Origin of the sequence: Pedobacter insulae, from assembly GCF_900113525.1 — a bacterium.
GTDB lineage: Bacteria > Bacteroidota > Bacteroidia > Sphingobacteriales > Sphingobacteriaceae > Pedobacter > Pedobacter insulae.
Map to the genome: position 1 here is coordinate 176,752 of NZ_FOPP01000008.1, position 23,985 is coordinate 200,736.

Below are 23,985 nucleotides of genomic sequence, written 5' to 3' on the forward strand. Positions count from 1 at the left end.
AATCTCTTTACTATTAAGTTTTGAAGAAATATACCTCTTTAACAGAGATACAGGGAAAACTTGCGTTAAAGGAGCTCAAAATTCAAGATCTACTTTCGTATTATTTGGAGCAGATAGAAAAGAATAAACACCTCAATGCTTTTAATGAGGTGTTTTTTGATTCTGCTGCCAAGCAAGCAATCTTAGTTCAAGAAAAGGTTAATTTAGGCACTGCAGGGAAACTTGCGGGAATGGTAATCGGTATAAAAGACAATATTTGTTATCTGGACCATCAAGTTACAGCTTCTTCTAAGATGTTGGAAGATTTCGTTGCTCCCTACTCCTCAACCGTTGTTAAACGTTTATTACGGGAAGATGCGATTATTATTGGCCGTTTAAATTGCGATGAATTTGCCATGGGTGGCTCTAATGAGACTTCCTATTTTGGCCCTGTAAAAAACGCTGTCGACCCGCATAGGGTTTCTGGAGGTTCATCTGGAGGCTCTGCAGTTGCGGTACAGGCCGATTTATGCTTAGCCGCTTTAGGCACAGATACAGGCGGGTCGGTTAGGCAACCCGCAGCTTTTTGCGGTTGTATTGGTTTTAAACCAACTTATGGACGCATTTCGAGGTATGGTGTAATTGCTTATGCCTCCTCTTTTGATCAAGTTGGTACTTTAACTTCTTCGGTGAGTGATGCATCCATTTTAATGGAGGTGTTAGCTGGTGCTGATGAAGAGGATAGTACCGTTGCAACATTGGAAGTGCCTAACTACAGTCAGTTCCTTACCCAAGGTGGAAAAAAGAAAATTGCGGTATTAGAAGAAACTATCAGCAATGAAGCTTTAGATCCAGAAATTAAACAAGCTATTTTAGTTGCGATTGAGAAGTTAAAAAGTCAGGGGCATACCATTGAGTATGTATCGTTCGACTTATTGGATTACCTGGTGCCTGCTTACTACGTATTAACAACTGCCGAGGCATCATCTAATCTGTCGCGTTATGACGGGGTACATTTTGGCTATCGAAACCAAGAGGCAAAAAATCTGACTAGCTTATACAAGCTCTCAAGAGCAGAAGGCTTTGGAGAAGAGGTTAAGCGTAGGATATTATTAGGCACCTTTGTGTTGAGTGCTGGTTACTATGATGCCTACTACCAGAAAGCACAGCAAGTAAGAAGGCTGATTAGAGAAAAAATTGAGGATTTATTTCAGCAGTACGATATGTTGATTAGTCCCGTAGCACCTACACCACCCTTTAAAATGGGTGAAAACATGCAGGATCCGCTGGTAATGTATATGGCTGATATTTATACGGTTTTAGCTTCCTTAGCGGGCATTCCGGCTGTGGCATTGCCATTAGGCAATAATAAGGAGAGATTGCCGTTAAGTATACAATTAATGACCAAACACTTTAATGAACTAGAGCTATTGGCTTTATCTGCCAGCTTTTTAAACGAAGTTTAATCGTCATTGCTTCGTACTCGCAATGACGTGAATTTTTGCCTATGAAGAAATTAATACTTTTTGTTTGCTGCTTTTCCTTATGGTTTGTGACTTCATCGCATGCGCAGGTTAAAATTAAGATTCCTAATTTAGATTCTATCAACGGTTATCAAGACACTGCCTCATTGCCTGCTATTGAGCCTGTCGGGTTTTATAATTACAATTTTACCTATAAATTAAGATTAGATTCTATCCAGAAAACGGTTCCGTTACCTTACAATGAATATGTTCAAAATTTTATAACCATCTATAGTAAACGGAAGGATATGATGGGCAAAATGCTAGGGCTGTCCAGCTATTATTTTCCAATTTTCGAAAAGGCATTAATTGCTTATAATATTCCCGTTGAGATAAAATATTTACCTATTATTGAATCTTCCATGAATCCCCACGCTGTTTCACGTGTAGGGGCAACTGGCTTATGGCAATTTATGTTCGGTACTGCTAAAGGTTACGGTTTAAATATTGATAACTTTGTTGATGAGCGTAAGGATCCTATACAAGCGAGCTACGCGGCGGCAGCCTATTTTAGAGATGCCTATGATGAGTTGGGCGATTGGTTGTTGGCTATTGCAGCTTACAATTGCGGAATGGGAAATGTAAACCGGGCAATTGCAAAAGCTGATTCCAGAGATTTTTGGGAAATCAGGCGTTACCTGCCTAAAGAAACCAGAGATTATGTTCCTGCATTTATTGCGTCATTATATGTAATGAAATATGCTAAGTCACATGATATTGTGGCTCAAGCTTCTAAGATGCATCAAAAAACAGATACTATACATGTAAATCATTTTGTATCGTTAACTGATTTATCAAAGGCTCTAGAACTAGAGGACGAAGTATTGTTAAGTCTCAATCCTTCCTATAAAAAGAAGATCGTAAACGGAACAGAGGATTTGCCTAAACGGATTGTTTTGCCAAGTGTAAACCCGAATAAGTATGAACAGCTTTATGATGTGCTTAATAGCGAATTTGAAACCTCTCGAAAAGTAATTCTTGCTTCAACTGATGACGTTAGGGAGTTAAGAAAGAAGACCTCAGTAAAAGTAAGCTATCATAAAGTTCGTTCTGGGCAAAACTTGGGAAGCATAGCCGACATATACCATGTTGAAGTGCAAGATTTAAAGGTTTGGAATAAACTAAAAAGCACTGTCATTGTTCCCGGACAAAAGCTTAAAATCTACAGTCCAGGTTCGGCACCAAAAAGCACCTATCTTACTTATAAGGTTAAGGCAGGAGACACCTTGTCTGGAATAGCTGAAAAATTTGAGGGTGCAACCGTAGCGAACATTAAAGAAGTAAATGGGTTAAGTAAGAATATCCTGCAACCCGGTATGGTTTTAAAAATCAATAAGGGCTAGGTTTTAGCACGCAATTCATATATACCCTAAAAAATATTCGTAACTTTGTCTGTTACCAAACAGGATTTTATGAGTAAAAAAAATAGAAAACAGGACGCTTTAGATTACCATTCACAAGGCCGGCCAGGTAAAATTGAGGTTGTACCTACTAAACCATATTCTTCGCAAAGAGACTTAACGTTAGCTTATTCACCAGGAGTTGCAGAGCCATGCTTAAAAATTGCCGAAAATAAAGATGATGTTTATAAGTACACTGCTAAAGGCAATTTAGTTGCCGTAATTAGCAATGGAACAGCAGTTTTGGGTTTAGGTGATATTGGTCCGGAAGCTGGAAAGCCCGTAATGGAAGGCAAGGGTTTGCTATTTAAAATATTTGCAGATATTGATGTTTTCGATCTTGAACTAGATACTAAAAATGTGGATGATTTTGTGAAAATCGTAAAAGCATTGGAGCCGACTTTCGGCGGGGTAAACCTAGAAGATATCAAAGCTCCTGAGTGCTTTGAAATTGAGCGCCGGTTAAAAGAGGAAATGAATATTCCGGTAATGCACGACGATCAGCATGGAACAGCAATTATTTCCGCTGCTGCATTACTGAATGCATGTGATTTACAAAAGAAGAAAATAGATAAAGTAAAAATTGTAGTGAACGGCGCTGGTGCCGCTGCAATTTCTTGTTCTCGTCTCTATGTTTCGCTGGGAGCGAAAAGGGAGAATATAGTGATGTGCGATCGAAGCGGAGTAATTCGCAGCGATAGAACGAATTTAGATGCGATAAAGCAAGAGTTTGTAACTTCCAGAAACTTGCATACATTAGAAGAAGCAATGAAAGATTCTGATGTCTTTATTGGTCTTTCATCGGCAGATTGCGTAACGGTTGATATGCTTAAATCGATGGCCAAGAACCCAATTGTGTTTGCGATGGCTAATCCCAATCCCGAAATTGCATACGATTTAGCCATTAAATCCCGTAAGGATTTAATTATGGCAACCGGACGTTCTGATTATCCAAACCAAGTGAATAATGTGCTTGGTTTTCCTTACATTTTTAGGGGTGCCCTGGACGTTAGAGCGACAAGCATTAATGAGGCGATGAAAATTGCAGCCGTGAGGGCAATTGCTGAACTAGCAAGAAAAACCGTTCCCGAAGCGGTAAATATGGCTTATAATGAGCGTAACATTAAGTTCGGTAAAGAATACATCATTCCTAAGCCGATGGATTTCCGCTTAATGACTAATGTATCTATGGCGGTAGCTAAAGCTGCGATAGAATCAGGAGTAGCCCGTAAAACCATTACCGACTGGGATGCTTATGCAGAGGAGCTTAAACGCAGGCTTGGAATGGACGACTCTATTATGAGAGCCATTACAAACAAGGCTAAATCAGCGCCGAAACGTGTGGTGTTTGCCGAGGCAGATAATTATAAGATATTAAAAGCTGCTCAAATTGTTAAGGATGATAACATTGCTATCCCTATTTTATTGGGGAACAAGGAAATCATTCAGCAGATTATCGCAGAAAACGCATTGGATTTAGAAGGGGTTCAGATTATAGAGCCCGCTTTAGAGCCCGAGCGCATGAAACTATATGCCGAATCATTGTATAAGAAAAGACAGCGAAGAGGGGTTACATTATTTGAGGCAAATAAATTGTTGAGAGATCGGAATTATTTCGGTGCTTCGATGGTAGAATTTGGTGAAGCTGACGCCATGATTTCTGGACTGACAAAAAATTATGTGTCGACCATTAAGCCGGCCTTGCAGATTATTGGTACGGAAAAAGGTGTAAATCGCGTGGCGGGGATGTATATGATGATGACTGAAAAAGGACCTGTGTTTTTTGGCGATACTACTGTTAATGTAGATCCAACAGCACAAGAACTGGTGGATTTAACGCTATTATTAGAGAAGTCTGTTAGGAAGTTCAATATTCAGCCTAGGATAGCTTTATTATCTTATTCTAACTTTGGCTCAAATGAGGGCATCATTCCTGAAAAAGTTAGAGAAGCTGTTACGATTTTGCATGAAAAACATCCAAATGTGATTGTTGATGGCGATATGCAGGGCAATTTTGCGATGAACAATGCTTTATTAAAAGAGAATTTCCCTTTTAGTAGCCTAGCTGATGCACCAGCAAATACCCTTGTGTTTCCTAATCTGGAATCTGGTAACATAGCCTATAAACTTTTACAAGAATTGGGTGGAGCAGAAGCAGTAGGTCCGATCTTATTGGGTCTTAAGAAACCTGTTCATATTGTTCAATTAGGAAGTTCGGTTCGAGAAATCGTAAATATGGTTACTATTGCAGTATTGGATGTGCAAGGGAAAGAAGAAGAGGCAAATCCAACTAAAAGAAAAAGCATTTTAACTAGAATAGCAAAGAAATAAACGGTATGTATGCATATATTGATGGAAAACTAACATTTAAATGTCCTACCTATATTGTTATAGAAGCTGGCGGCGTTGGGTATCAAATTAATATATCGCTCAATACTTACTCGGCTTTAGCAAATACAGAACGTTGCAAAGTATATACTTGGCTACATGTAAAAGAAGACGCTCATACTTTATACGGCTTCGCCGATGAGGGCGAGCGACGACTTTTCCTGCATCTGATATCGGTTTCTGGTATCGGGCCTACAACCTGCAGAATGATGTTGTCATCTATAACACCTGTTGAGATACAAAATGCAATTATTAATGCAGATGTCGCTTTAATACAACGAATTAAGGGGATTGGGGCAAAGTCTGCACAACGAATTATACTTGAATTACAGGATAAGCTAAAAAAAGAAGGACCGGATTCATTGATATCAATGCCGCTGCACAATACCGTGAGGAACGAAGCGTTATCTGCTTTAATTATGCTCGGATTTGGAAAGCAGGTTGCTGAAAAAGCAATCGATAATGCTATTAAAAATGGCGGTGAGGATCTAACGGTCGAGCAAATGATTAAGGTTGCTTTAAAAAATTTATAAACGAACCGCCTTTGAGAAATAAATTTACGCTAATTGTTATTTTACTTTTAACTTTTGCTGGGAAATTTACTTTTTCACAAGTGAATCCGGTAAAGGAAGGTAGCGATACGCTTAAAAATTCATTCAACTTAAAGGAAAAAAAACAGCTAGGACTTAGAAACTATGCTAATCCATTTTTGCAGCTTCCCAGCAATGTCAAGCGCGAGGTAACTTACGATGCAAAGAATAAGCGTTATATTATTACCGAAAAAATCGGCGACAGGCTGTTTTCTACTCCCCAATATTTAACTATTTCGGAATATCTTCGTTTGGTAAATAGCGAGATCAAGCGTGAAAACTGGCGTATATTATCTAATAGCGAGATTGCGGAAGTAAGAAGAACGGGTATTATTCCGCCGGTAAAAATAAATAGCCGTGTATTTGAAAAGATATTTGGTGGGACAACCATTGATATCCAGCCGCGTGGTGAAGCAGATCTTACCTTTTTAGGGAGAATAAACAAGAACGAAAATCCGCTGTTTAACGAGCGTCAGCGGGTACAAAGTAATTTTGATTTCAATCAGCGCATACAGATGGATGTGGTAGGCAACATCGGTACGAAGATGAAAATCAAGATGAACTATAACACGGAAGCTCAATTTGATTTTGAAAACCAGATAAAACTTGATTATACTGGTGGGGCTGATGATATCATCAAGAAGATTGAAGCGGGAAACGTAAGCTTACCACTCAATGGAACTCTGATCAATGGCACACAGTCTTTATTTGGTATTAAAACGCAGTTGCAATTTGGAAAATTAGATATTGCGACCGTTTTTAGTCAACAAAAATCCCAGTCTAGAGAACTGCAGATTAATAATGGAGCACAGCAGAATGAATTCTCCGTTAGCGGTTCTGACTACGAGGTTAGCAAGCACTACTTTTTAGCAAAATACTTTAGAGATAACTATAATAAAGCATTAAGTAATCCTCCCACAATTCTTTCTGGAGTGCTAATTACCAAGATAGAGGTGTGGATTACCAATAAAACAAGCAGTACGCAAGATTCGAGAGATGTACTCGGGTTGATAGATCTGGGCGAGAATACCCCATACAATGCAGCTCAAATTACTGGAGGAGGTTCAACATTACCATCGGCTTTTAGTAACCCCGGTTTTCCGCAACATTCCAATAACCTTTTGAGCAGGCTCCCGGCAAATGCTAGGTTAACCAACTCAAACGACGTTATTAATTTTTTTCAGGCGAATGGTGGAACAGATAATTTTGCCAAGCTTACCTATGCCAGGAAATTAAATGAAAGAGAATACAATTATCAACCGCAATTGGGTTATATATCCTTGAACAATCCACTCAATTCAGATGAAGTACTAGCCGTTTCATTCCGCTATACCTACAACGGTGTGGAATATCAAGTAGGGGAATTTTCTACAGACGTGCCTTTTGATCAGGCAACGCCTAAGGTATTGTTCGCAAAATTGCTAAAGAATGAAACTACTAAAACGAATTTGCCTACCTGGGATCTGATGATGAAAAACATTTATTCTATTAATGGATTTCAAATAAGTAATCAGAACTTCAAGTTGGATATTTATAGGATTGATGATAAAACAGGGGTAGAAATGCCCTTGATTAGGGAAGGGGTAAATACCATTGGCAAACAATTTATCGCTTTGACCAATCTTGATCAGCTTAACCAGCAAAAAGAACGTAAACCAGACGGGGTTTTCGATTTTGAAGCAGAGAATAAACCTTTCGTACAAAATAACAATTATAACAATCAAAATCAGTCAACCTTCCCGAACACCAATGGTGCAGGGTTAAGTAACTTAGTAAATAATACCAATAATGGCTATGTTACGATTGATGCCTTAAATGGTAAACTTATTTTTCCGTTGGTAGAGCCGTTTGGGAAGGATTTACAGGCTAAGTTTAACTTACCGTCTGAGCAGGTGCTGGCCGATAAATATGGTTATCCGCAGCTTTATGATTCGGTAAAACTGGTAGCACAACAATTATTTAGCAACAAGGATTTATACAGGATCAAAGGTACTTATCAATCTGAAATTTCCTCCTCATTTCCCTTAAATGCGATTAATGTGACTGAAGGTTCTGTGAAAGTTTTTGCAGGCACCATTCCGCTGCAGGAGGGCGCCGACTTCACGGTAGACTATCAAGGTGGAACGGTAAACATTATCAATACCGCTTTGTTAACTTCAGGGCAACCTATTCGGATTACTACAGAAAATACGGAGCTTTTTGGTTTACAGCAGCGCTCGTTATTTGGCACCCGATTAGATTATCGGGTAAATAACAAGCTTAATTTGGGAGGTACCTTTATGAACCTTACTGAAAAACCTTTAACTCAAAAAGTAAATTATTTAGAAGAACCCATTTCTAATTCGATATTGGGATTAGATATGAATTATAGCTCACCTTCCAGGTATTTGACCAAGTTAGTTGATAAAATTCCTTTCATTTCTACCAAAGCACCATCTACGATAACTTTTACGGGCGAATATGCTAAGTTAATACCGGGGCATCCAAAAGCGATTAATGCAGCCGGTGAGCGTGGAGGGTCAAGTTATTTAGATGATTTTGAAGCTTCACGGTCAGTAATTGATCTAAAAGGGGCTATTCCATGGCAATTGTCGGGCACTCCTCAATTATTTTCTGAATCGCAATTGATAGATAATTTGGCCTATGGTTACAATAGGGCGAAAATTGCTTTTTATAATATAGACCCGACCTTTTACAGTAGGTCAGGAGGCTCTACCTTACCTTCCAGCCTAAGAAATAATAAAGTGGAATTATCTAATCACTATGTAAGGGAGATTATTGAGCAAGAAGTATTTCCTTACAAGGAGACGAGTACAGGTCAGTCTGTTTTACTGCCTACTCTAGATATTGCTTATTATCCAAACATCAGAGGACCTTACAATTATTCGCCAAATGGTTTTAATGCAAATGGGGCATTACTTAACCCTAGAAATCGATGGGGCGGTTTGATGAGGAAGATAGATGTGAATGATTTTGAATCCCAGAATATCGAATACATTGAATTATGGGTAATGGATCCATTTATGTATAAGACCGCTTCGGCTGGTGGAGATTTATACTTCAACATTGGGAATATTACAGAGGATGTTTTAAAGGATGGCAGGAAGTCGCTGGAAAATGCGCTGCCAGCAAACGAGGATCCTACAAAATATGACGAGACAAACTGGGGTAGGGTGTCGAAATTGCAACCGGTTATCCAGGCTTTCGACAATGAACCGTCCGCACGTAAAGCGCAAGACGTTGGATTGGATGGTCTGTCGAATGGGAATGAGAAAATTAAGTTCAATGCTTTAATCAATCAGATTAAAGTTCAGCTCAATCCAGATGCTGCACTAGCTTTCGAAAACGATCCATCATCTGACGATTATACTTATTTTAGGGGTAATGCCTTAGATCAGATAAATGCTGGTATTTTGAAGCGTTATATGAATTATAATGGTCCAGAAGGAAATTCTAAAACTTCTCAGCAATCACAGGATGAATTAGGTTTAGAAAATTCTGCTTCCACTTCGTTGCCTGATGGGGAGGACATTAACCGGGATAATAACATGACTCAGTCTGACGAGTATTTTCAATATAAAATCTCTATGCGTCCCGGTGATTTAGTTGTTGGACAAAATTTTGTGACCGATAAGGTCGTTTCGCAGGTGAAGTTAGCTAACGGCCAGACAAAAAGTTCAACATGGTATCAAATTCGTATTCCATTAGCAGAATATCAGCAAAAAGTTGGCGGCATCCAAGATTTTAAATCCATCCGTTTCTTTAGGATGTTCTTAACCAATTTTGCAGATACAACTGTATTGAGGTTTGCTAAAATACAGTTAGTTAGAGGGGAATGGCGTAGGTATAATGCAAAGAATGAAAGCAATCAGGTCATTGTAGACCCTTCACTTTTGCCTGCCAGTCCTGATAACTCAACCATTGAAGTGGCTACCGTAAATATTGAAGAGAACGGCAAAAGAACTCCGATTCCATACGTGGTGCCTCCGGGAATTTTAAGGGAGCTCGATTTTACTAATTTTAGAGGAGATACACGTCAAAATGAACAATCCTTAGCTGTTATCGTTAAAAATTTAAGGGACGGTTATGGTCGTGCCGCTTTTAAAACAGCGATTAATGATTTTAGATCTTATAAGCGTCTCGAAATGTATGTGCATTTGGAAGCAATTGGGGGCGATGATTTAAGGGATGGAGAGCTAGCTGCATTTTTAAGAATTGGTACCGACAACCAGGATAACTATTACGAGTATAATATGCCTTTACGCGTTACGTTGCCGGGTACTACGGATCCTCTGGCTATTTGGCCCGACGAGAATAGGATGGATATTCAGCTTGAACTGTTCCAAAAGGCAAAGGTCGCCAGGAATAATGCGCGTACCAGCACTGGATTACCTTGGCCCATTAATGTTCCGTTTAACTATAGCGATGGAAGAAATACGATCATTGTAAAAGGGCAGCCAGACATGAGCAAGATTAGGGTGTATATGCTCGGGTTGAAAAATCCGTTGCGTAACCCAGCCTCGCCGGCGGGTGATGATGGTTTGGAAAAAAGAGCCCAAGCATGGTTTAACGAATTGAGGTTAACGGAGTTTGATGAACGTGGAGGTTGGGCCGCTACTGCAAGAATGAATGCAAAGCTGGCAGATTTTGCCGACGTCAATATATCTGGAAGTAAATCGACTATTGGGTTTGGCTCCTTAGAAAAGAAGGTGAGTGAACGTAACAGGGCAGATAATACATTTTTTGATGTGTCTTCAAGTTTTGAATTGGGCAAGTTTCTACCGCAGAAATCGGGGATTAGAATCCCAATGTATGTAAGTTATTCGACGCAAGTACTTACCCCTCAATTTGACCCTCGCACACCAGATGTTGAGCTGAAGCAAGCGTTGGATGGTTCAAATAAGGCACAAAGAGACTCGATACTTAATTTCGCACAAGATTATACCACACGGAGTAGTATAAATTTTACCAATGTACGTAAGGAAAGAGCGGTTACCGATACCAAATACAGGCTTTGGGATGTAGAGAATTTCAATGTTTCTTATGCACAGACTAAATTTGCTCATCGTGATTTTATCAATGAGCGTAGTCTGCAAGAAACCTATAGGGCATCATTGGGATATAATTATACAGGTACCCCAAGAAATTATCAACCATTTGATAAGCTAATCAGATCTAATGCTCTTAAGCTATTGAAAGATTTTAACTTCAGTTTGTTACCAAGTTCGATCAATTTTAGGCTGGATATGGATCGTTTTTATTCAGAAAATACTTTAAGGGATAATGATCCGAATAATTTCTTACCGATAAACACCACTTTTAACAAGAACTTCCTGATCTCGAGAATTTATGGGATTGCGTGGAATTTAACCAATTCCTTAAGCCTGGATTTTGATGCGACGAATTATTCGATTATTGATGAACCAGAGGGAAGGATTGAGGGATTAAAGCGTGATACCTTATGGCAAAATTTAAAACGTTTGGGCCGTAACACCGATTATAGTCACAATGTAAACCTAACTTATAAGCTGCCTATCGATAAAATACCTGGGCTCGACTGGGTTTCGGTATCTACCATTTACGGGTCTACTTTCAATTGGCAAACTGAGCCCCTGTCTACCTTGCGCGATCCCAATATTAACCTGGGGAATACTATTCAAAACTCACGCATTGTGCAAGTAAATCCTGTATTGAATTTAATAGGTTTATATAATAAGTTTGGGTTTATTAGGAAGAGCCTTAATTCAACTGATTCGGTTAGGCGTTTTTCTGATGTTCTGGTAGGGCTGTTAACTAGTGTGAAGAACGTTAGGATTTCCTTTTTGCAAAATAAGGGAACATTTTTGCCAGGTTATTTGCCTAAAACCAAGTTTTTTGGCATTGATGATGTGACCGGTGCGCCAGGTTTAGGTTTTGTATTTGGCGACCAGAGCGACATACGGGCAAGAGCATTGGCTAACGGATGGCTAACAACCGACGAACTTCAAACCCAATTGTATATTAATACACTTAGGGAAGATCTTCAGTTTACCAGTACCATAGAACCCATAACAGATCTTAGGATAACTTTAAGTGCGGCAAGAAGTAGGAATTTGAACTACTCTACCAATTTCAAGTATGACAATAGTATTGGCAATTTTAGAAACTTAAGCCCTACTACCACGGGAGATTACAGTGTTTCATTTATTACTTTACGAACCGCTTTTACCGATAGAAATGGCAGTACTGTTTCGAAGTTGTTTAATCAGTTTATGGGCAATAGGCTGGTGATTTCTAACAGATTGGGTTTATTGAATCCAAATTCAAATGGAACAGCTAATGGTTTCGCCCAAGGCTATAATAAAGACGCCCAAGACGTAGTGGTTTCTTCCTTTATTGCCGCTTATACTGGCCGTGATCCAAGCTCCTCCAGTTTGCGTAGCTTGCCAAAAATACCGCTACCAAACTGGCAGATAACCTATGAGGGTTTTACCAAGATTCCTTATATTTCGGAGCGTTTCTCATCGTTTAGCGTAAAACACAATTACAACTCTTTGTATAGTGTGAATGGGTTTAACAGCTTATTGAAGTATCAAAAAACCAATGGTTTTGTGAGTAGTACAGATGTGAATGACAACTTTTTGCCTGAGTATCAATTTGCGCAGGTTAGCATATCTGAACGTTTTTCTCCATTAATAGGTATTGATACTAGGTTAAGAAATAATGTGAATGCTAGCTTTGAAATTAATCGTACTCGCTTACTGGCCTTAAGTTTAGCCAATAGCCAATTGGCTCAGCTATCAGAAAACAATTTAGTGTTTAAAATAGGGTATCGGACTACTAAGTTTAGATTCCCCTTCGGTTGGTTTAGTGGGCTAAAGTTGGATAATAACATGGATTTTAATCTTGATGTATCGGTACGGGACAATAAGACAGTTATCTATCGGGCAGATGTGGAAGAAGCTGAAGTTTCATCTGGGGCGAAAAATATAACACTCAGACCAAGTATCGATTATGTGCTGAACCAGCGGTTTAATCTAAAGCTTTTTTATGATTCCAACATTACGAAACCATATACATCGCAATCATTTAATACTTCATTTGCCAATTTTGGGTTTAGTCTGAGGGTAACATTGAATTAATTTGAGTAATTAGTATATAGTCTTAGTACCCTGATTGGGTTCTTATAGCAATAGCAATTAAAGCACTATTTCTAACTACTAAGTACTATATACTAGTTATTAAGGAAGATTGCTTCATTTACTTAATTCAGAAAAATTATTGTAAATTTGCCCAACAAGTCAAATATTTAAACAGATATGAATTTTCCATCAGAATTAAAATACACGAAAGACCACGAGTGGGTTAAATTAGCAGGTAACGAAGCAACAATTGGTATTACTGATTTTGCTCAGCGCGAACTAGGCGATATCGTTTACATTGATATCAACAGTGTTGGAACTGAAGTTGCAAAGGAAGAAGTTTTTGGTACTGTTGAAGCCGTTAAAACCGTTTCAGATTTATTTATGCCTCTAACCGCTACTGTTTCAGCTATTAACGACGCTTTAAACAATAACCCTGAGTTGGTAAATACAGATCCTTATGGTGATGGTTGGATGGTGAAAGTGACTTTATCTGATTTGTCGGAAGTTGAAGGATTATTAAGTGCAGATGATTATAAAGCGTTAGTTGGCGCATAACGTGAGCAATTTAAAGGCACTAAAATACCAACGATGGGCTATCATTTGGTCGGTTGTTATTTTAGTGCTTTGTAATATAGAGTTACCAGAAACTCAAAATGATCCTCGCTTTTTTTTTAAAGGCTTTGATAAGTTAGCCCATTTGGGCTTTTTTTATGTGTTAACTATTTTATTATTCTACGGAAAGATTAATTATCAGCATAACTACAGTTTTAGATCCCTAACGATCTTTAAAATCATGATGATTTCTGTGATATTGGGAGGAGGCATAGAATTGTTGCAGTTAAAAGTGTTTACTTATCGATCTGCAGAATGGTGGGATTTTGGTTGTGACATGATTGGCACTTTGATGGGCATATTCAGTTATATCCTATTACATAGACTAAGTTACAATACGCAAAAGATTTAATTTCTCGACTATTTATCTACTAAATAACTAACATGTAACGATAAAGTTAGTTGTATTTAAAATGTTACCCATATTTTAACATCCCTTAACAAACTTTTTAGACTCACATTAGTCTGATAGGGTAACTTTACAAAATTTTTAATTTATAAAATGAAGACATTATTACAAAAAGCGATACTTATAGCACTTTTATTCGTGAGTTATACGGCAGCTGCACAGACCAAAGCAGGTGTTGCGAGTGGAAGGGCATTGAACGGTAAAGATAAATCCCCACTGGATTATGCATCTGTAGCTGTTAAGAAATTATTTGGTGATTCATCGATTGCGGGAGTTGGAACAACAAATCAAACTGGAACTTTCTCGATTACAGGTTTACCAGTTGGAAAATATAGATTATTCATTGCTTACTTAGGTTTAAAATCTATTAATAAAGATTTTGAACTAACAGCAGCATCGCCCGGTGTCAATTTTGGCGATTTGATTATGGAAGATACGGGGGTAGATTTGAAAGCTGTGGAGGTTGTAGGAGATATTCCTCCAGTAAAGGTGAAAAAAGATACCTTAGAATTTAATGCTGCGGCATTTAAAGTAAAGGAAAATGCAGTTGTTGAAGATGTGCTAAAGAAATTGCCTGGAGTTGATGTTGCTAAAGACGGTAGCATTACCGCACAAGGCGAAAAGATATCTAAAGTTAGGGTAGACGGAAAAGACTTTATGGGAAACGATCCTTTATTGGCTACCAGAAATTTACCAGCAGATATGATCGATAAAATTCAAATCATCGACGATATGTCGGAACAGTCTAAATTTAGCGGTATAGATGATGGTAATAGAGAGAAAATCATTAACATCACAACCCGTCAGGATAAGAAAAATGGATTTTTCGGTAACAGTACTTTAGGTTATGGAACCGATGATCGTTATGAGGTTAATGTAAACGTTAACAAATTTAAGAATGATGAGCAGATGTCTGTAATAGGACAGTTTAATAATGTAAACAAGCAGAATTTTGGCGGTGGAGGAGGCGGACGAGGTAGAATCAGTTTTGGTGGTGGTCCTCAAAGAGGTATAACCACTACAAATATGGGGGGCGTTAATTATGCCGATGTTTATAAAAATGGTACTCAGTTTAATGCAAGTTATAATTTCAACAAAACATCTTTATTTAATAAAGAAAATAGTTTTACCCAGAATTTATTAGGGAATAATACCACTACTAATAAAGAAGATTTTGAAAGTACTTCGGATCGTTTGAGTCATACAGTTAATTTTACCTTAGATACTAAGTTAGATTCTACGATTTCATTGAGATTGCAACCAAATGTGTCAATTAATGAATCCGAAACTAATAGCTTAACCAATTATGAGCGTGTGGTTTTAGGCGGTACAACACTTGGTAGACAAGGTTATATTACAAATTCTTCAAGTCCTTCAATAAGTAACAACTTATTAATCCGTAAGAAATTTCAACGTAGAGGCCGTACCTTATCGTTAAACGTGAATACAAACATCAACAATAGCGATGCTGAAAATTATTTGGATAGGGTTGAGAATTTGAGCATACCTGGTAATCCAGGTAGTGTTATCATCAACAATCAGTTAAATGATCAAGGTACTAAATCTATTTCCAATACAAGTAGATTGGTGTATACAGAGCCACTATCGAAAACATTTAGCCTTGAATTGAATTATCAAAATGGATATTCATTTGATAACCAAGACAGAAAGGTTTATGACTACAATCCTGCGACTGGAAAGTATGATATTATCAATTCTTTATTTACGAACGACTTTGATAATACCACGTTTACGAATAGCTTAGGATTTAGCTTCAATAAAAACGAGAAGAAATATAACTGGAATATGGGGCTTGCTGTTCAGAACACCGATCAACAACGCTATAATGATACAGACAAATCTTCTTTTAAACGTAACTTTATTAACTTAACGCCAAGTGCTCAGTTCAGGTATAACTTTAGTCAGAGCAAACGTTTAAGAATTAACTATGATGGACGTACAGCACAGCCATCCATCAGTCAGATTGCTCCGATATTCGATAATACAAACGCGCAGACATTTCCTATTGGAAATCCTGATCTTAAACCTTCCTTCACCAATAGCTTAAGAGTTTTTTACAATAATTTCAATTTTGCTAATTTCCGTTCGCTATTTATCGGAGGTTTTTTCACCCAGCAATTTAATGCCTTCACAACCCAATCTGCTTTAATTACGGATGAGTCGGATGACAACTACGGCAAGATTGGTCAGAAAAGCGTAAATGTTGATGGGAACTTTAATGCGAATATTTTTGGTAATATTAGTCAGCCGATTATTAAAGGCAACAAATTATCCTTCCAGATAGATTTAAGAGGTAGCTATGCTAAGGGAACCGGATTTGTAAGTAACGGAACCGGGTTTACAGAAAATATTACTAAAAGTTTATCCGTGACCAATGGATACAAGTTAACTTCTAACTTAGATAAGTTTGATTTAATTGCTGGGATCTCCGGTACAATGAATCGCGATACTTATTCTGCTAATAGTAGAAACAATCAAAAATATTACAACTTAGCGCCAAATATCGATATCAGTTACCTTTTCCCTGGAAACATCCGCTTACAAACGGATATTACCTATAACAAGGTAACCGGTAGAGGTGTTGGTTTCGATACTGAATATACCTTGATGAATGCTTACGTAAGTCGTCAGTTCTTTAAAAACAGAGGTACGTTCAAGTTGTCGGTCAATGATTTATTAGATCAAAATACAGGCGTTAGCCGCAGTGGCGGTGCGAATACCATCCAAGATTCCAATTTTAATGTGTTAAAGCGTTACTATATGTTCTCGTTTACCTATTCTTTAAACAGAGTTGCGGGCAAGAACGTAGGAGGTCAAATGCCAGGTCAGGGTGGTCATAGAACAATTAGAATGGGAGGGATGTAGTTTTTCTTTTTCCTGTATAAAAAAACACCATCAAATTGATGGTGTTTTTTTATACAACTAAAATAATAGTTTGAAATCTACTAAGAATTTAGTTTATTTGTTTAACTAAATCAATCATGATGAAAAAACTATTAATATCCACCGCCACCGCCCTGCTACTGATAGCTAGTTTTTCAGCACTCGCACAACAAAAAATAGGTTCATTAAAAGGGAAAGCTATTGATGAAAAAACTAACAAGCCTGTAGAGTTTGCTTCATTTGCCGTTAAGAATGTGAAGGACTCAACCGTTGCAGCTATGGGAGCAACCACACCAGAAGGAGTGTTCATAGCCAAAGGCTTAGCTTATGGCCGGTATAAATTTTATCTCGCTATTATCGGCTATAAACCTATTCTTAAATTATTCGAAGTTACAGCAGAGAAAACGAACATTGATTTTGGAGATCTCAAAATGGAGGAAGCCGCCATCACCTTAAACAGTGTTTTAATAAAAGGCGATTTGCTACCAATGATTATCAAAAAGGATACGATCGAATTTAATGCTGATGCCTTTAAAACACAAGCGGATGCTAGTTTGGAAGATGCTTTAAAAACGATGCCGGGCATGGAGGTAGATCAGGATGGTAAGATAACGTTTAACGGTAGAAAGATAGATAGGGTATTGGTAGATGGGAAGGACTTTTTTGGAAATGACCCTAAAATGGCCACGCAAAATTTACCGAAGGAAATTATCAGCAAAATTCAGGTGATTGAGAAAAAAACGGATGATGCCATATTTAAAGGCGTGGATGATGGAAAACGTGAGCATATTCTTAATGTAACGCTGAAGGACGATAAAAAGAAAGGATATTTTGGTAACATAGTGGCTGGAAAAGCAAATGGAAGTTTGTATGATGGTTCGTTTAGTCTGAACCGTTTTAATAATAAGCGCCAGATTTCGGTTATTAGCATGGGTAATAACATTAACAAAACCAGTTTTTCCTATAATGATTTAACAGATTTCCTAGGCGGTGATGTTTTTGGTTCGGGCATGGTAACTGGTGTGATGATTGATGGCTCTGGCAATATAACCATTGGTTTTGGTGGTGAGGATTTTTCTTCCGGCAGTGCTGGTGGTGGTGGGATCAACGACAATAAAGGCATTGGCATTAATTTTAATGATGAATGGGGTAAAAATCCTAAATATCCGTATAAAGTTTCGGCGAACTACATGGGGAACAGAAACTACGGGATACGCGAAAGTTTGAGTAGCCGACTGAATTTACTGGGTGCTGAAAGCTATTTTAATGACAGAGATAACGATGCAACTACGACAACTATGCGTCATCGTTTAAATATGCGTTTTGATATACCTATCGATTCGATGAATAAGATCCAGTTTTCGCCCAATTTTGGCTTTAGTGGTAGCGATACACAAAACGCTTCGGTTTTTAGTTCCTATACCCGAGGCGGACAGGAAAATATCAATAAAGGAACGTCTCTAACTTCGAATGATAGTAAGTCGCCCGGCTTTGGAGGAAAACTTTTATATAACAGAAGGTTTTTGAAAAAGGGGAGAAGTTTTTCCTTAACGGCAAACGGGAATTTAAGTAATTCGGTTCTTGATGGGTTAAATCTTTCTAATATTACCATTAATAACAATGGCGTGCCAGCTAACACCATCCTAAATCAGTTAATTGATCAGGCAGGTGATGTAAATAATTACAGCTTATCTGCCGAGTATGCAGAACCTTTGAGCAAAAAAATAAACCTAAGCATAAATTATACCTATAATAAAAGGGAGGATATTATAGAAAGAATCGTATACGATTATAATTTAGGTACTACACGTTATGATTTAATAAATAATACCTTATCAAGAGAACTTCAGAATTTTAATGAGAATAACAATGTAAGTCTGCGATTTAATTACAGGCCCAATAATAAATTTAACTTTACCTTAAACAGTAGCCAGAAATTTGTGGCGCTGGCGGGAAGGAACTTAATTGACGATAAGAGCCTTTCTCGCAATTTTGTATTGCTGGAACCCAACTTTTACCTTTCTTATAAGATTAATAAAGTTTCATCATTAACTGCAAATGCAAATCGTTACAATGGTATACCCAGCATTTCCCAACTACAGCCGCTAACAGATAACGCTAACCCACTGCAAATTACTACTGGTAATCCCAATTTAAGGCCTTCGGCCGAGAATTCATTGTCGGTAAGCTATAATTGGTTCAACCCGACCACTTCAAGTAGTATTAATTTTTACATAAATTTTAGTAATAGCGAAAACCGGATCATTAACAACTCTCTGCTCGATCCCAAAACCGGGATACAGACTACCTTTTATGACAATATAAGTGGGCCTTATAATTACAGCGGCAGACTTAGTGGAAGTTTTAAGATTAAATCGTTGGGACTAACCGTTAGTCCTAACGTTAACTATAACGCAGGTAAAAATGTAACCTTTCTTAACAAAGAGATTGTTTCTTCGAACACGCAAGCTATTGGGCTTGGGGCAAGTTTAAATTATGCGCTGGGTGCAGATTTACAATTTTCCAATAGGATAAATGCGAATTTGAGAGAGGTAGCTTATCATTATAATAACCTGGCTACCCAAAATTTTACAACTATCTTTAATAACTTAAGTTTGAATGCGGCTTTACCCTATAATTTAAGATTTGGGTTAACGAGCAATGTGGTTTACAATGCGAATGTTGGTTTAGGAGCAAATAACAATACGATCCATACGGCTAACGTAAGTATGGAGAAATTGTTCCTTAAAAAATCGTTAAGCTTAAAAGCGTCTGTGTCTGATGTTTTTAATAACAGTCGTAATAGTTCCAGATATGCAAGTGATACATATATTCTAGAGAGTGTAAATTTGGGAATGCGGAGGTATTTTTTAATGAGCTTAACGTATCGAATTAAGAAATTTGGCGCAAAAGAGTCTAATAATTCATTTAGAGCCATATCGGTTTTTTAGTTTTATTGGCTCATTGTTTTTAGCGCTACGCGTCATTGCGAGGTACGTCTTATTCCCATCTCCAAGCTCCTTGCCTATACTCCACCGTTATTTGGATTTAATATAAATAAAGGGTAAATTGCGCCATAAATTAAAGCACATGAAGCTATCGCAATTAAAGCAAGGAGAACGAGGAACGATCGTAGCGTTTACTGATTTAGAAATGTCGGTAAAGTTAATGGAGATGGGCTGTTTGCCAGGCGAAGTCGTAGAGGTTGAGCGTTTTGCTCCCCTAGGCGATCCAATGGCGATCCGTGTATCAGGTTATCAGCTTTGCCTACGTAAAAATGAAGCTGCGGTGATTATAATTGAATAGCCTTGACCGATATTAAAATTGCATTAGTTGGTAATCCCAATACCGGAAAATCTACGCTATTTAACCTGTTAACTGGGTTAAATCAAAAAATTGGAAATTTCCCAGGAATAACTGTTGACAAAAAAGTAGGTTTTTGCAGGCTCGAATCTGGTAGAAAAGCTGAAGTTATAGATCTGCCAGGTACCTATAGCTTATATCCAAAAAGTAAAGATGAAAGTATTGTTTTTCAGGTTTTAGCTGATCCAAATAACAGTAGCTATCCAGATGTGGTAGTGCTTGTAGCGGATGCCACCAATCTGCGACGCAACTTATTGCTTTGCACCCAAGTGGCAGATCTTGGAATTCCTATGTTGTTGGTGCTAAACATGAGCGACTTAGCCCAGAAAGTAGGTATTGAAATTGATGTAAACAAGCTTTCTGAACGATTGGGAATTCAGGTGGTGGAAATGTCGGCGAGGAGCAATATGGGCTTAGAAAAGCTTAAAACAGCGATCGATAATACATCTAAAATTTGTACCCAAAATAGTAGTGTTGACGCTACCTTATTTGCTCCTGAAGCAATCTCTGGAGTAAAGGAGATTATCAAAAACGAAAATAGTTATTATGCTTTGCAGGTTTTGCATCAGCATGAATACCTAACGTTTTTTACCCCCGCTCAACAGGAAGCGATCGAGCATGTTGAACAATCGAACGGTTTTGTGTCTTCAAAAATACAAGGTGAAGAAACCCTTGCACGATACAGATATCTAAGTACAGTTTTATCGAACGTTATTAAAGATACTGGCGCCAGTAGAAAATTTAAAGTTACCGACAGACTCGATTCTATCTTAACCCATAAAGTATGGGGACTGGGAATTTTCTTAGCTATTCTTTTTCTAATATTCAATGCTATTTTTGCCTGGTCATCTTATCCAATGGATATGATAGAAGGTGCTTTTACATGGGTTACTGAAGTAGGCCATAGCAAGCTACCTGCGGGTATGTTAACAGATCTTTTATTAGATGGGGTAGTAGCCGGTTTAGGAGGTATTGTAATCTTCGTTCCTCAGATCGCTATACTCTTTGCTTTTATTTCCATACTAGAAGACACTGGATATATGGCCAGGGTAACTTTTATGATGGACAAAATGATGCGTAAAGTAGGGCTGAGTGGTAAGTCGGTGGTACCCATGATTGGCGGCTTAGCATGCGCAGTTCCTTCCATTATGGCTGCCAGGAATATTGAAAGCTGGAAGGACAGGATTATTACCATTATGGTAACCCCATTAGTGAGCTGCTCCGCAAGATTGCCTGTTTATATCTTGATTATTTCGCTTATTATCCCGGAAGAAAATGTTTTTGGTGTGTTTAATAAGCAAGGGCTGGCGTTAATGGCGATGTACCTATTTGGAATGCTGGCTGCGGTATTGGTAGCCTGGGTAATGAAATTCATTATCAAGGCCAAAGAAAGATCTTATTTCATTATGGAGTTGCCTGTTTATAGGATGCCTAGATGGAAAAATGTACTGTATACGGTTTATGAAAAATCGAAAACGTTTATCTTCGAAGCAGGTAAAGTAATCATAGCCATTTCTATAGTTCTTTGGGTAATGGCGTCATTCGGACCGGGAGATCGTTTTGAAAGGATAGAACAGAAGTATAAACCGGCCCTCAATAACCCGAATCAGGATCAAGACCACCTCCAGATCTTAATTAGCAGCGAAAAGTTAGAGAATTCTTATGTTGGTATTTTAGGGCACTGGATAGAGCCTGCTATCAGGCCATTAGGTTACGATTGGAAAATTGGTATTGCCTTGATTACCTCATTTGCGGCAAGGGAAGCTTTTGTAGGAACCATGGCTACCATATATAGTGTTGATGGGGGTGATGAAGATACCAAAACTATCCGCGAAAGGATGCTGGTTTCTGTAAATAGTAAAACGGGATTGCCAGTGTATACATTCGCTACTGGGATTTCTTTGATGTTGTTCTATGCCTTTGCAATGCAGTGCATGAGTACGGTCGCTGTTGTTTATCGCGAAACAAAATCATGGAAATGGCCATTGATTCAATTGGGGTACATGACAGCCTTGGCCTATGTAGCTAGTTTAGTGGCGTATCAGCTGCTTTCTTAGTATCCGCTTACGAAGTTGACATAACAACTTACGGGAGACCTCGCTTCGACTTCCGAAGTTAAGGAGGCCAGAGGCAAGAAAAACTTCGTAAGTCCATACTAAAAAAAAGTTGTAATTTTACCTTAACGTCATTGCGAGGTACGAAGCAATCTAATCGTGAGATTGCTTCGCTGCGCTCGCAATGACGATGTAGCGCAAATGGATAAAATTACTACGTTAGCACAATACATGCCTGCATCAGCGGCACCAATTATCGCCAAGTGGATTGATTATTTTCAATGTGAGTTTAAGATTTCCAAAAATAGAAGTACCAAGCTGGGCGATTATCGGCATCCATTTAAAGATAAAGGACATAAAATCTCTATCAACAACGATTTAAATCCCTACGCTTTTTTGGTTACCACTGTTCATGAGTTTGCCCATCTCTTAACTTGGAATGATCATAAAAATAAAGCTAAGCCTCATGGTATAGAATGGAAGCAGAACTTTAAACGAATGATGAAGCCCTTTTTCGATTTAGCAGTTTTTCCGCCCGAAATTCAACAAACCATTCTTAATTATCTTGATAATCCTGCTGCATCGAGCTGTACAGACTTAAGCTTGGCCAGAGCCTTAAAAAGTTATGATTTAAGGAAACATACTACGCGCATTGAAGAACTGCCCTCAAATGCTGTTTTTACATTAAAAGATGGTAGAAAATTTAAAAAAGGTGAGCGGATGCGAAAACGGTACCGTTGCCTATGTTTGGATAATGGCAATATTTATCTGTTTAATCCTTTGGCCGAAGTTTTATTGGAGACGGGAAGCTAAGACAGCGCTTTCTTTCAATTTCCACTAACAGGAACATACACAGCCTCTCCATCTACAACCTCCCATTTAAAGTTAAGTTTCTTGTCCTTGAATAACATTGGATAATTTAAAAGACTGTCAATAAAACTATCTCTTTCCTTTACCAATACACTTGCAGCATAGCCGTTTTGGTCTTTATTCCTTAAGGTTATGTAGCGCGAATCGGGATATGTACTGATGCTTTCAAAAATCATATCAAACTTGCCTACTCCATCTAAGGCTTGTTGTAAAGCTTCCACATCATTCAGGTAAATTTTATCCGGACTCACGTTATCGGTTAAGGGGACATCAATAAAAGCCAAGCTTTTTAAGGCTGAGGCTGATACCGCTGTGCGGCTATCCTTTTTAAAAACGGTATGATTGCGCATGTAAACCCGTTCGTCTTTAAAAACTGTTCCCTCTTCATTAGCAAGTTCCTGACTACTTTTGAATAACATAAGGCTATCGTTTCGGAAGTAATATTTTTTTAAGCTATTGCTTTCGGCACCATTGTAGGCACGTTCTACAAAAAGTGTTGTACCATATTTTTCAACATAAAAAGACAAATCGCCAAGCATGTAAACCAAGCTCTGGCTCTTGGGCAGCTGGTTTAGCATTTTGTCTACTGAATCTGCATAACGAAGTATAGATGGTGCAGTAAGGCCAGTGGTTTTGTTTTCGTCGCTTAGGCTAGCTTGAGGATGATCAGATTTGAATGGGTTACAGCTAACGGCTGTCGTTAAAATAACCGTTATTAGTAAAAGTCTATACATTTTCATACGCTTATCTTAAAAATTGGAACTTATTA

General features: G+C 38.2%; 13 protein-coding genes. 12 read left to right on the forward strand and 1 reads right to left on the reverse strand.

Annotated features, from left to right (window positions below):
• The first annotated feature begins 20 nt into the window (after positions 1–20).
• The 12 genes from gatA to BM207_RS14250 all read left to right on the forward strand — a co-directional run bounded on the left by gatA (position 21) and on the right by BM207_RS14250 (position 23,159).
• Positions 21–1,445, forward strand: a complete 1,425-nt coding sequence (gene gatA / locus BM207_RS14195; protein WP_090995560.1) for an Asp-tRNA(Asn)/Glu-tRNA(Gln) amidotransferase subunit GatA — start codon at positions 21–23, stop codon at positions 1,443–1,445.
• Between the two features lie 41 nt (positions 1,446–1,486).
• Positions 1,487–2,845 (forward strand): lytic transglycosylase domain-containing protein, encoded by a 1,359-nt coding sequence (locus BM207_RS14200; RefSeq protein WP_090995563.1) that lies wholly within the window; start codon positions 1,487–1,489, stop codon positions 2,843–2,845.
• A 69-nt stretch (positions 2,846–2,914) separates the two neighbouring features.
• Positions 2,915–5,233: an NADP-dependent malic enzyme gene (locus BM207_RS14205; RefSeq protein ID WP_090995566.1), complete on the forward strand. Its 2,319-nt coding sequence runs from the start codon at positions 2,915–2,917 to the stop codon at positions 5,231–5,233.
• A gap of 5 nt (positions 5,234–5,238) precedes the next feature.
• Entirely contained in the window at positions 5,239–5,823 is a 585-nt protein-coding gene (gene ruvA, locus BM207_RS14210) for a Holliday junction branch migration protein RuvA (RefSeq protein WP_090995568.1), read from the forward strand.
• 11 nt (positions 5,824–5,834) lie between these two features.
• Entirely contained in the window at positions 5,835–13,001 is a 7,167-nt protein-coding gene (gene sov / locus BM207_RS14215) for a T9SS outer membrane translocon Sov/SprA (protein ID WP_090995571.1), read from the forward strand.
• 177 nt (positions 13,002–13,178) lie between these two features.
• The gene (gene gcvH / locus BM207_RS14220; RefSeq protein WP_090995575.1) at positions 13,179–13,559 is read left to right on the forward strand and encodes a glycine cleavage system protein GcvH; all 381 of its coding nucleotides are present in this window, start codon (positions 13,179–13,181) and stop codon (positions 13,557–13,559) included.
• 1 nt (position 13,560) lies between these two features.
• Entirely contained in the window at positions 13,561–13,968 is a 408-nt protein-coding gene (locus tag BM207_RS14225) for a VanZ family protein (protein WP_090995577.1), read from the forward strand.
• A 150-nt stretch (positions 13,969–14,118) separates the two neighbouring features.
• A complete protein-coding gene (locus tag BM207_RS14230; protein ID WP_090995580.1) occupies positions 14,119–16,911 on the forward strand; it encodes an outer membrane beta-barrel family protein in 2,793 nt (930 codons plus the stop codon).
• 116 nt (positions 16,912–17,027) lie between these two features.
• Entirely contained in the window at positions 17,028–19,880 is a 2,853-nt protein-coding gene (locus BM207_RS14235) for an outer membrane beta-barrel protein (protein ID WP_090995582.1), read from the forward strand.
• Between the two features lie 139 nt (positions 19,881–20,019).
• Positions 20,020–20,235, forward strand: a complete 216-nt coding sequence (locus BM207_RS14240) for a FeoA family protein (RefSeq protein ID WP_090995585.1) — start codon at positions 20,020–20,022, stop codon at positions 20,233–20,235.
• 11 nt (positions 20,236–20,246) lie between these two features.
• On the forward strand, positions 20,247–22,349 hold the full coding sequence (feoB, locus tag BM207_RS14245) for a ferrous iron transport protein B (RefSeq protein ID WP_090995734.1): 2,103 nt from the start codon (positions 20,247–20,249) through the stop codon (positions 22,347–22,349).
• A 198-nt stretch (positions 22,350–22,547) separates the two neighbouring features.
• Positions 22,548–23,159, forward strand: a complete 612-nt coding sequence (locus BM207_RS14250; RefSeq protein WP_090995588.1) for a SprT-like domain-containing protein — start codon at positions 22,548–22,550, stop codon at positions 23,157–23,159.
• Between the two features lie 14 nt (positions 23,160–23,173).
• On the opposite strand, the gene BM207_RS14255 is transcribed toward BM207_RS14250, so the two are convergent.
• Complete coding sequence (locus BM207_RS14255; RefSeq protein ID WP_143095961.1) at positions 23,174–23,950, reverse strand: hypothetical protein; 777 nt, start codon at positions 23,948–23,950, stop codon at positions 23,174–23,176.
• Between the last annotated feature and the right edge of the window lie 35 nt (positions 23,951–23,985).

Coding starts and splice junctions, on each gene's coding strand:
- BM207_RS14200 (WP_090995563.1), top strand. CDS start 1,487: ATGAAGAAATTAATACTTTTTGTTTGCTGCTTTTCCTTATGGTTTGTG.
- BM207_RS14205 (WP_090995566.1), top strand. CDS start 2,915: ATGAGTAAAAAAAATAGAAAACAGGACGCTTTAGATTACCATTCACAA.
- ruvA (WP_090995568.1), top strand. CDS start 5,239: ATGTATGCATATATTGATGGAAAACTAACATTTAAATGTCCTACCTAT.
- gcvH (WP_090995575.1), top strand. CDS start 13,179: ATGAATTTTCCATCAGAATTAAAATACACGAAAGACCACGAGTGGGTT.
- BM207_RS14230 (WP_090995580.1), top strand. CDS start 14,119: ATGAAGACATTATTACAAAAAGCGATACTTATAGCACTTTTATTCGTG.
- BM207_RS14235 (WP_090995582.1), top strand. CDS start 17,028: ATGATGAAAAAACTATTAATATCCACCGCCACCGCCCTGCTACTGATA.
- BM207_RS14240 (WP_090995585.1), top strand. CDS start 20,020: ATGAAGCTATCGCAATTAAAGCAAGGAGAACGAGGAACGATCGTAGCG.
- BM207_RS14250 (WP_090995588.1), top strand. CDS start 22,548: ATGGATAAAATTACTACGTTAGCACAATACATGCCTGCATCAGCGGCA.
- BM207_RS14255 (WP_143095961.1), bottom strand. CDS start 23,950: ATGTATAGACTTTTACTAATAACGGTTATTTTAACGACAGCCGTTAGC.